6 protein-coding genes are annotated in these 9,212 nt (G+C 70.1%); 1 reads left to right on the top strand and 5 read right to left on the bottom strand.

What is annotated here, in order from left to right; all coding sequences use genetic code 11:
* The first annotated feature begins 428 nt into the window (after positions 1-428).
* On the top strand, positions 429-2,426 hold the full coding sequence (locus tag GA0115259_RS06965; protein ID WP_370747478.1) for an N-acetylmuramoyl-L-alanine amidase: 1,998 nt from the start codon (positions 429-431) through the stop codon (positions 2,424-2,426).
* Between the two features lie 162 nt (positions 2,427-2,588).
* Here the strand turns inward: GA0115259_RS06965 and GA0115259_RS06960 are convergent, their stop codons facing one another.
* The 5 genes from GA0115259_RS06960 to GA0115259_RS06940 all read right to left on the bottom strand — a co-directional run bounded on the left by GA0115259_RS06960 (position 2,589) and on the right by GA0115259_RS06940 (position 8,860).
* Positions 2,589-3,737: a baeRF3 domain-containing protein gene (locus GA0115259_RS06960; RefSeq protein WP_093592396.1), complete on the bottom strand. Its 1,149-nt coding sequence runs from the start codon at positions 3,735-3,737 to the stop codon at positions 2,589-2,591.
* A 250-nt stretch (positions 3,738-3,987) separates the two neighbouring features.
* Complete coding sequence (locus GA0115259_RS06955) at positions 3,988-6,342, bottom strand: glycoside hydrolase family 95 protein (protein ID WP_093592392.1); 2,355 nt, start codon at positions 6,340-6,342, stop codon at positions 3,988-3,990.
* A gap of 129 nt (positions 6,343-6,471) precedes the next feature.
* A complete protein-coding gene (locus tag GA0115259_RS06950; RefSeq protein WP_046496399.1) occupies positions 6,472-6,972 on the bottom strand; it encodes a hypothetical protein in 501 nt (166 codons plus the stop codon).
* A 404-nt stretch (positions 6,973-7,376) separates the two neighbouring features.
* Positions 7,377-7,619, bottom strand: coding sequence for a DUF397 domain-containing protein (locus GA0115259_RS06945; protein WP_066952556.1), 243 nt, complete (start codon positions 7,617-7,619; stop codon positions 7,377-7,379).
* Between the two features lie 131 nt (positions 7,620-7,750).
* On the bottom strand, positions 7,751-8,860 hold the full coding sequence (locus GA0115259_RS06940; RefSeq protein ID WP_093592389.1) for a calcium:cation antiporter: 1,110 nt from the start codon (positions 8,858-8,860) through the stop codon (positions 7,751-7,753).
* Between the last annotated feature and the right edge of the window lie 352 nt (positions 8,861-9,212).

Here is a 9,212-nt window from a genome sequence, read left to right as displayed (position 1 = left end):
GCTGCTGCTGCGCCGGCTGCACGACGACTGCGCGATGGCGCGGCGGGCGGTGCGTGCCGCGGTCGGCACCCGCTGATCCGTTCCACCGACCGGAGGAAGAGAACCGCGTCGCGTGCCCCGTGCCGACACACGGGGTGCGTGGTGCGTCGATACGGCTCCCCCTGGAACGGCGCCGCTCCAGGGCGACCGCCGCGCTCTCCGTTCGAGCCGTGAACCGGGCGCCGGACAGCGGGCCTTGTTCCTTCATTGGTTCACTCCACTGACGCGCCGCAGGCCGGGACACCACTGCCGCGAAACTCCAGGAAACCCGCGCTGACGTGGGAAATCGCCTCTGTGGCGGATGATTGACGGATCGTCCGGGAGCCGATACCTCTGTAGTCGGCCCCGCCCGGCAGATCCTCACGTATCACCCGTCACTGGAGGCTGCGTTGCAAGGTTCCGTCCCCCCACATCCGAGATCCCGCCGTGGGCGTGCACTGAGAGCGGGGGGCGCCGTGGCATCCGCCGCCCTGCTGCTGCCGCTGATCTCGGCCGCTCCCTCCGCCACCGCGGAACAGCCCGCCGCCGATACGCTCCAGCGCGAGTTCGCCGCGGCCTCCGCGCAGTACCGGGTACCGCAGAGCGTGCTGCTCGGCGTCTCGTATCTCCAGTCGCGCTGGGACACGCACAGCGGAGCGCCCAGCGTCACCGGCGGCTACGGTCCGATGCATCTGACCGACGCCAGGGCCGCGATCGCCGGCGCGCAGCACCACTCGGACGGTGCGGAGGACGCGCGCGGTGACACCTCCCGTCCGGCGCGGACGGTCAGGACCGTACGGACGGCCGCCGCGACGGCGCCGCCCAAGACATCCGAACTGCCCGCGCGGCTGCGCACCCTGGACCGCGCCGCCACCCTGACCGGACTGCCCGCCGAGGAGCTGCGGGAGAGCCCGGCCGCCAATATCCGCGGCGGCGCGGCGCTGCTGGCCGAGGCCCAGCGGGAGCTGGGCGAGCCGCTGAGCGGCGATCCCGCCGACTGGTACGGCGCGGTCGCCCGCTTCTCCGGAGCGGACGACTCGGCGACGGCCACGGCCTACGCGAACGATGTGTACGCGGTGATCAGAGGCGGTGAGCGGCGTACGACGGACAGCGGCCAGCGGGTCGCGCTGCGCGCGGTCCCGAAGATTTCGCCGGACACCTCCCGGACGGCGCGGCTCGGACTGCGTACGGTCCCGGCGGACCGGACGGAGTGTCCGCGCACGGTCGCCTGTGAGTGGCTGCCCGCGGCGTACGCGGAGTTCGGCGACAAGGACTACGGCAACCACGACAAGGCCGACCGGCCCGCGTCCCAGTCGATCGACTACATCGTCATCCATGACACCGAGGGCTCCTGGGACACCACACTCAAGCTCATCAAGGACCCGGACTATGTGTCCTGGAACTACACGCTGCGCTCGTCCGACGGTCATATCGCCCAGCATGTGGCGACCAAGGATGTGGCCTGGCACGCCGGCAACTGGTACATCAACGCCAAGTCGGTGGGTCTGGAGCACGAGGGCTTTCTCGCCTCGCCCGACGCCTGGTACACGGAGTCGATGTACCGCACCTCGGCGCGGCTGGTGAGATATCTGGCGGAGAGGTTCGACGTCCCGCTGAACCGGCAGCACATCCTGGGCCATGACACCGTGCCGGGCACGACCACCGCGCTGATCCCCGACATGCACACGGACCCGGGCCCCTACTGGGACTGGGCGCACTACTTCCGGCTGCTGGGCAAGCCGTTCGAGGCGACCGCGGGCGCGAACGCCGATGTGGTGACGATCCGGCCCGACTACGCGTCGAACAAGCCGGTGTACACAGGATGCGAGCAGCCGAACCAGGTCTGTGCTCCGCACGGCTCGGGCGCCGTACGGCTGCACACCGCGCCGCAGGAGACCGCTCCGCTGGTGAAGGACATCGGACTGCGTCCGGGCGGCGAGGACACCACGACGGACGTCAATGACCTGGGGGCCCGTGCCACTACCGGCCAGCAGTACGCGGTCGCCGGGCGCCAGGGCGACTGGACGGCGATCTGGTATCTCGGCCAGAAGGCCTGGTTCCACAATCCGCGGACACGGCCGACGGCGGTGGGCGCCAAGGCCTCGCTGCTGACACCGAAGGTCGGAGCGGCCGAGGTGCCGGTGTACGGGCGGGCCTATCCGGAGGCCTCGGCGTACCCGGCGGAGGTGCCGGTCCAGACCGTCTCCGCGCTGCCGTACAAGGTGCTCGCCGGTCAGCGGTATGTCGTGGGTGACAGCGCGCCGGGCGAGTACTACTACGCACCGACGTTCGACACCGCCGGGCACCGGGTGGTGCGCGGCCAGGAGAGGTACTACGAGATCCAGTACGGGCACCGGGTCGGCTATGTGAAGGCGTCCGATGTCGAGGTGCTGCCCGTGCGCCGCTGACCAACGGCGCACGGCTCGCGCCGCCCGGCGCACGGCCTACGGGACGCGGCGTACAGGATGCGGAACACGGCGGGTGTCATCGGCCACGGAGGGGCCTGTGACGCCCGCCGTCCGTACGTTCGCTTCCGCGTGCTTCCAGGGGCTTCCGGGGGCTTCCGGCTGTCAGAAGCGCAGGACGGCGGCGATCCTGTCGTGGGCGGCGAGCGTACCGTCCGGCAGGAACACCACGTCGGCTCCGCCGTCCAGCGCCGTCTCCACCAGCTCGTCCACGATGTCGTCGCGTACGTCGTTGTGCCCGGCGGCCGCGGACGCGGGCACGTCGTCCAAGGGCACGAGATGGCCGTCGTGGACCCGGACCGTACGGCGGTAGTGCTCTTCGAGCGCGACCAGCTCGGCCCGCTTCTCGCGCACCGACTCCCAGACCTCGTCGAGTCCCGCGGCGAAGGTGCGCCGTCCCTTGGCCTCGTCCAGCCGTGTCAGCACCTCCTCCTTCTCGCGCCGCGCGTACTCCTCGATCACCGGCTGGAGTTCCTTGAGCAGCACCGGCGCGGGCCCGTCCACCAGACCGCCCTTGACCAGCCTGCCGACGGCCGAGCGGGTGGCGTTGCCCGCCTCCTCCAGCAGGGCGAGCGCGGGCGCGAGGCCGACCAGATGCAGCGGTCGCGGCCTGCGGGCCAGGACCGCGCCCACGGTGTCGTCCACGGACCGCAGGAACTTGCGGGTCTCCTCGTCGGTGAAGGTGCTCGGCGTGTCGCCGATCCGCTCCTCCCGTTCGACGTCCCAGCTCTCCTCGGGCGCCGCCATGGGAAATCCGTCCGCGCGGTGTTCGCGCAGCGACTCACCGGAGCCGCTCCAGAGCGTCGCGCGGTCGGCTGCGACTCCGAGCACCCAGTACGGGCGTGACTGCGCGGTGGCGGCCACCAGATTCCGGGTGAGATAGCTGTCGCTGAGGACGACACGCTCGGGCACCTCGCGCGGCAGATACCAGATCCGGTGCTCCTGGCCGTCGGCGAGGAGCAGCAGCCCGTCAAGCGTATGGCGCAGATCGACCTCGGCGAGGGCCCGGTCGAGCTGTGTCCTGATCGCGACACGTGCCCGCTTGTCCACGTCCGGGTCGGCCTCCAGGCGGTGTCCTGCCTCGGCGAGGAGATTACGCAGCCGTACGGCGTCCGCCTCGGCGCGGGGATCGCGGCGGTTGGTGGGCATGGTCAGGGACACGGCCGGGTACGGGCGCGGGCGGCGCAGCTCGCGCAGGACCTCCAGTGTCAGACCGTTGCTGCCGTTGTAGCCGTTGTTGACGTTATTAGCCATGCTGTCCCTTCGCTCGACGAAGCTCCGGCAGCGGGCGGACAGCCACGTGCCTGCGGGCCCCTGGCGTATCTCCATCGTGCGGGATACCGGCCGGTTTCGCGCGAGGTGTGAGCCGAGGTTTCGGGCCGGGCCCGTAGTACAGGGCATGGCCCTGTCCGGCGGTGTGCCGGACAGGGCCATGGGACCCGTGGCGCCTGGGACAGAGGCGCCACGGGGGCAGTGGGACACCGGGCGCTGGGCCCAGGGCTCGTCAGGCTCCCCGGAAGACGTAGGTCTTGCCGGCGATGGCCCGGAAGGTGCGTTCGCCGCCCGCGAGCACGGTGCTGCGCAGCGTCAGCTCGGCCGTACGGCTCGCCCGCAGGGTGATCCTGGTCGCCCGGCCGCCGGACCACTCGATGTCGAGCGTCGCGCCACCGCGCGCCCGCAGTCCCTTCACCCGGCCGTCGGGCCAGGAGGCGGGAAGGGCGGGCAGCACCTCGATCGGTCCGTGCTGGCTCTGCACGAGCATCTCGGCGATACCGGACGTGGCACCGAAGTTGCCGTCGATCTGGAACGGCGGATGCGTGTCCCAGAGGTTGGGCAGGGTGGAGCTCTTGAGCTGCTCGGAGAGCATCTTGTGGGCGTGGTCGCCGTCCAGCAGCCGCGCCCAGAAGTTGATCTTCCACGCCTTGCTCCAGCCGGTGCCGCCGTCACCGCGCGCGGTCAGCGAGACCTTGGCGGCCTCCGCCCACTCGCTGCCCGCCTCGATCTGCCGGCCCGGGTGCAGGGCGTAGAGATGCGAGACATGGCGGTGGTCGTCCGTCCGGCCGTCGAGGTCGGTCTTCCACTCCTGGAGCTGGCCCCAGGAGCCGATGCGCAGCCCTGGGTCGAGCTGTCCGAGGGCGGTCTCCAGCCGGGTGCGGAAGGCGCGGGAGTCGCCCAGCGTCCGGGCGGCCTCCAGGGTGTTGGTGAACAGATCGAAGACGATCTGCTGCGACATCGCCGCGCCCACCGTGAAGTCGCCGTGCTCCGGCGAGTAGCTGGGCGTGACGACGAGCTTGCCGTCCCGTGGGTCGGTGCGGAGATTGGCGAGCCAGAACTCCGCCGCCTCCTTCATCACCGGATAGGCGGTGGTGCGCAGATAGCTGGTGGAGCCGTTGAAGCGGTAGTGGTCGTAGAGCTGCTGGGTCAGCCAGGCGGCGGCCTCCGGGAACCAGAAGGAGGTGGCCCAGTTGTGGACTCCGGTGAAGCCGTACGGATTGGTCTCGTTCTGTACGACCCAGCCGTCCGAGCCGAAGATCTCCCGCGCGCTCACCCGGCCGGGAGCCCGCATCGACTCGACATAGCGGTCGTAGGGAGCGGTGGTCTCGGCGAGATTGGTGACCTCGGCGAGCCAGTAGTTCATCTGGAGGTTGATATTGACGTGGTAGTCCGCCGACCAGGGCGGATTGGTGACGTTGTTCCAGACGCCCTGGAGGTTCGCGGGCAGCGAGCCGTCGCGCGAGGAGGCGATGAGCAGATAGCGGCCGTACTGGAAGAAGAGCGCTTCGAGTGCCCGGTCGGCGGCACTGGCGCCTCCGGTGTAGCCCGTCAGCAACTGGTCGGTGGGCAGCTCCGGGAGCTGCTGGCCGATGTCGAGCGAGACCCGGTCGAAGAGCGCGCGGTGGTCGTTCACATGGTCGGTGCGCAGCGCGGAGTACGAGCGACGGGCGGCGGCGTCGACGGCCTTGGTGACGGCCGTGTGCGGATCGGCGCCACGGTAGCGCGGATAGGTGTCGGCGTAGTCGGTGCCTGCGGCGAGCACGAACCACGCGCTGTCGGCGCCGCTGACCGTGAGAGTGCCGTCCGTGCCCGCGGTGACCCGGCCGCCGTCCGTCCGTACCCGGATCTGGGTCTCGAACCGCAGCCCGTTGTCCTGGAGCGCGCCTCGTACTGTGAGCCGGTCACCGCTCGCGGTGGCGGTGAAGTCCTCGCGTGGCGAGGTGTAGCGCAGGGTGAAGCCGATCTTTCCCGGCCCGTCGGCGGAGAACCGGCCCGCGATCACCTTGCCCGGGAAGGAGGCGAAGAACTCCCTTGTATACGTGGTGCCTTCATGGATGTACGAGACGGCCGCGAGGGCGGTGCCGAGGTCGAGCGAGCGTCGGTACGAGGCGTCGGGGGCCGTCGGCGCGCCGGGAACGGCCAGCTCCAGTTCGCCGAGGACCTGGTAGGCGCCGAAGCCGTGCTTGGGCTGGCCGAGTTCGGCGGCGACCGTCTCCGGAGTCAGCTTGCCCTCGGTGTCCAGGCGCTCCTGTACGGAGGCGAGCGCGCCGGGCCGGGGCTCGGTCCAGTTGCCGTGGTCGTATCCGCCCTCGGCTCCGGGACCACCGGTCCACAGGGTCTTCTCGTTGAGTGTGAGCCGCTCGGTGGCGAGCGTGCCGAAGACACTCGCGCCGAGCGCTCCGCTCCCGATGGGCAGCGATTCACGCTCCCAGTCGGCGGCGGGCTTCTGGTACCACAGCGTCAATTCATCGGAGGTGTCATGGCCGGTTGCGGCAACCGACAAGGCCGGGGCCCCCAGCGTCAGGGCGCCGGTTACCCCAAGTGCGGACTTGATCGTGGTTCTACGGCTGATCCCAGGCGTCATGGCCCGGACGTTAAAGGTCCGATGACAGAATTGGCAATACGCAAGACAAATTCAGTTCACAGGGCAGCACGAGAAGGGCGGCACGGCCCCCGGTCCGGGGTCCGTGCCGCCCTGAGTCCGCCGGCCGACTCAGCCCTGCTGGAACAGCTCCGCGGGGAGCGGCTTCAGCAGCGCGTAGAGATCGTCCGTGATCGGCCGGTCCCAGCTCGCGATGGTGACCAGGACATGGTCACTGCGATCGAACTGCACACAGGAGATCCGGCTCTCGGAGAGCTTGAGACGGCGGACGATCAGCAGATTGTCGCCCTGCATCACCGGGATGTCCTCGCTGCCGACGACCTCGACCGGCTCCTCGTTCTCCAGCGCCAGCAGAAGCTGTGCCACCTCGAACGGGATCTGTCCGTCCACCAGTTCGCGGGCCGGTGAGCCCTCGGGCAGATTTCCGATGATCATCGCGGGGCCACGGCCGCCGAAGAGGTCGTACCGGAGGAAGACACCCTGGCAACTGCCGTCGGGAGCGGGCAGCAGACCGGCGCCCAGGTTTCCGGGCCAGTCACCCGGGTCCATGGCCAGGACGTCGAAGTCCGGGCCCGCGGGTGTGGCGGCGCTGCGGCGGCGGAGGAAGGACATCCCACCATGGTACGTGTTCGCGCCACTACTCAGGAGCCACGTGAGCCCTTTCACGGAGGCATGCGGAAGCTCCCTCGGGCGTCTGCCGTCGGTTCGCCGGAGCCAGGTTTCCGTCAGGTATCCGGGCGCCGATACGGGTGAGGTGGATGAGGCAAATGGTACGGGTGTGACGACCACGAGCCCCTGGGCGGGACCGCACGCATCCGGCCATCAGCCATGGGCGAACGCGCCGACCACGCACGGACCATGTGCCGGCTCTCCGTCGTACTCGGCTCAATCACCGCCCTGCGGTGGAGAGTCGGGGACGGGAGGCGTGAAAGCGCTCTGTCCCCCGGAGGCCGGCCGGCTCCCGGGGTGTCCCGCGCCGCGCGGCGGCCCGCGCGCGGTCAGGTCACGCGGTCCTGTCAGGTGAGGTCGAACTCCCCCTCACGCGCGTTGATCACAAAGGCCCGCCACTCGGCCGGGCTGAAGATCAGCGACGGGCTCTCGGGCCGCCCGCTGTTGCGCATGGCGATAAAGCCCTCGACGAAGGCGATCTGGACGTCACCCGTGCCTTGGCTGCTCGACTGCCAGTCCGCGTTGCTCAGATCGAGCTCCGGCTTGTCCCACCCCGAAAGCGGCTTGTGGGTGGTGATGCTCTCGGCCACGTCCTGCTCCTCCCGCTGCGTCGTCCCGGGCCAGCCTATCGATCGCCGTCGGTCCTCGACAGGCCACGGCCGAAGGACGCGGGAGCCCGGAAGTCAGGCGGTTCATGACCTGGAGGAATGGGCTGATGGCGTCATGGGCTGATGGCCAGAAAGACGAACGCGGTGAAGATGCCCAGATGGACTCCGCCCTGGAGCAGTGTGGCGCGACCCGGTGCGACGGTCAGCGCGCCCACCACCACGGTCAGCGCGAGCAGCACCATATGCGTGGCGTCCAGTCCGAGGACCAGCGGTCCGCTCAGCCAGACGGTGGCGAGCGCGATGGCCGGGATCGTCAGCCCGATGCTCGCTATCGCGGAGCCGAGCGCGAGATTGAGACTCGTCTGCACCCGCTCGCGGCGGGCCGCGCGTACGGCGGCGAGAGTCTCCGGCAGCAGCACGAGCAGGGCGATCACCACACCGACCACCGACTGAGGCAGCCCGGCCGACTCCACTCCCGACTCGATGGTGGGCGAGACCGCCTTCGCATCACCGACGACGGCGATGAGCGCCACCACGAGCAGCACCAGACTGACTCCGGCCGCCCGGCGGCTGGGCAGCGGAGCGTATGACTCCTCCTCCCTCCTCACCTCGCCGTCCTGGGTGACGGGCAGGAAGTAGTCGCGGTGGCGCACCGTCTGTACGGCGACGAACAGCCCGTACAGGATCAGCGAGGCGACCGCGGCGAAGCCGAGCTGCGCCGACGAGAACTGGCGCCCGGGCCGGCTGGTGGTGAAGGTGGGAAGCACCAGGGTGAGGGTGGCCAAGGTCGCGACGGTGGCCAGCGCGGCGCCCGTGCCCTCGGGATTGAACACGGCGATCCTGCTGCGGAGCGCACCGACCAGCAGACAGAGTCCGAGGATGCCGTTGCAGGTGATCATGACGGCGGCGAAGACGGTGTCCCGGGCGAGCGTGGCGGACTTGGCGCCGCCGTCGACCATCAGGGTGACGATGAGCGCGACTTCGATGACGGTGACGGCGACGGCCAGTACGAGTGAGCCGAACGGTTCCCCGACCCGGTAGGCGACGACCTCGGCGTGGTGCACGGCCGCGAGCACCGCGCTCGCGAGACAGAGGGCGACCAGGGCGACCGCGAAGCCGGGCAGGGAGCGTCCCCAGCTCAGTACGAGGGCGACCACCGCGAGCAGAGGCACCACCACGGTCCACCGGGACATCAGTGACCTGATGGTGTCGCTCGTCGTCATGCGCCTCACGCTGCCAGAACCACCGGAGGTACGCGCGGTGGGCTGCGCCGGACGGCGTCCGTGGACCGCTTCCGGTGATGCGGTGTCAGTTCGGGCGTGGTATGGGGCTCGGCCTGGTGTCGAGGCCGTTGTCCACAGGGCAGCGGGGAAGGGTTGACAGCGCACAGGTCCCGCAAGAAAGTTTCAGGAGTCGATCGAGATCCCGAAAGATACTTTCAGGGGAGGGCTTCCTGATGGCACAGGACGGTACGGGCGACGGGATCAGCCGGCGCGGGCTGGGCGGCGGAGTGCTGGCGCTGGGCGGCGCGCTCGCGCTGGCGCCGATCCCGTTCGCCGAGAGCGTGGCCCGCGC

Source organism: Streptomyces sp. MnatMP-M17 (genome assembly GCF_900091995.1).
Classification (GTDB): Bacteria; Actinomycetota; Actinomycetes; order Streptomycetales; family Streptomycetaceae; genus Streptomyces.
The sequence above is the reverse complement of the archived record's forward strand: the minus strand, read 5'-3'. Positions and strand labels throughout refer to the sequence as shown.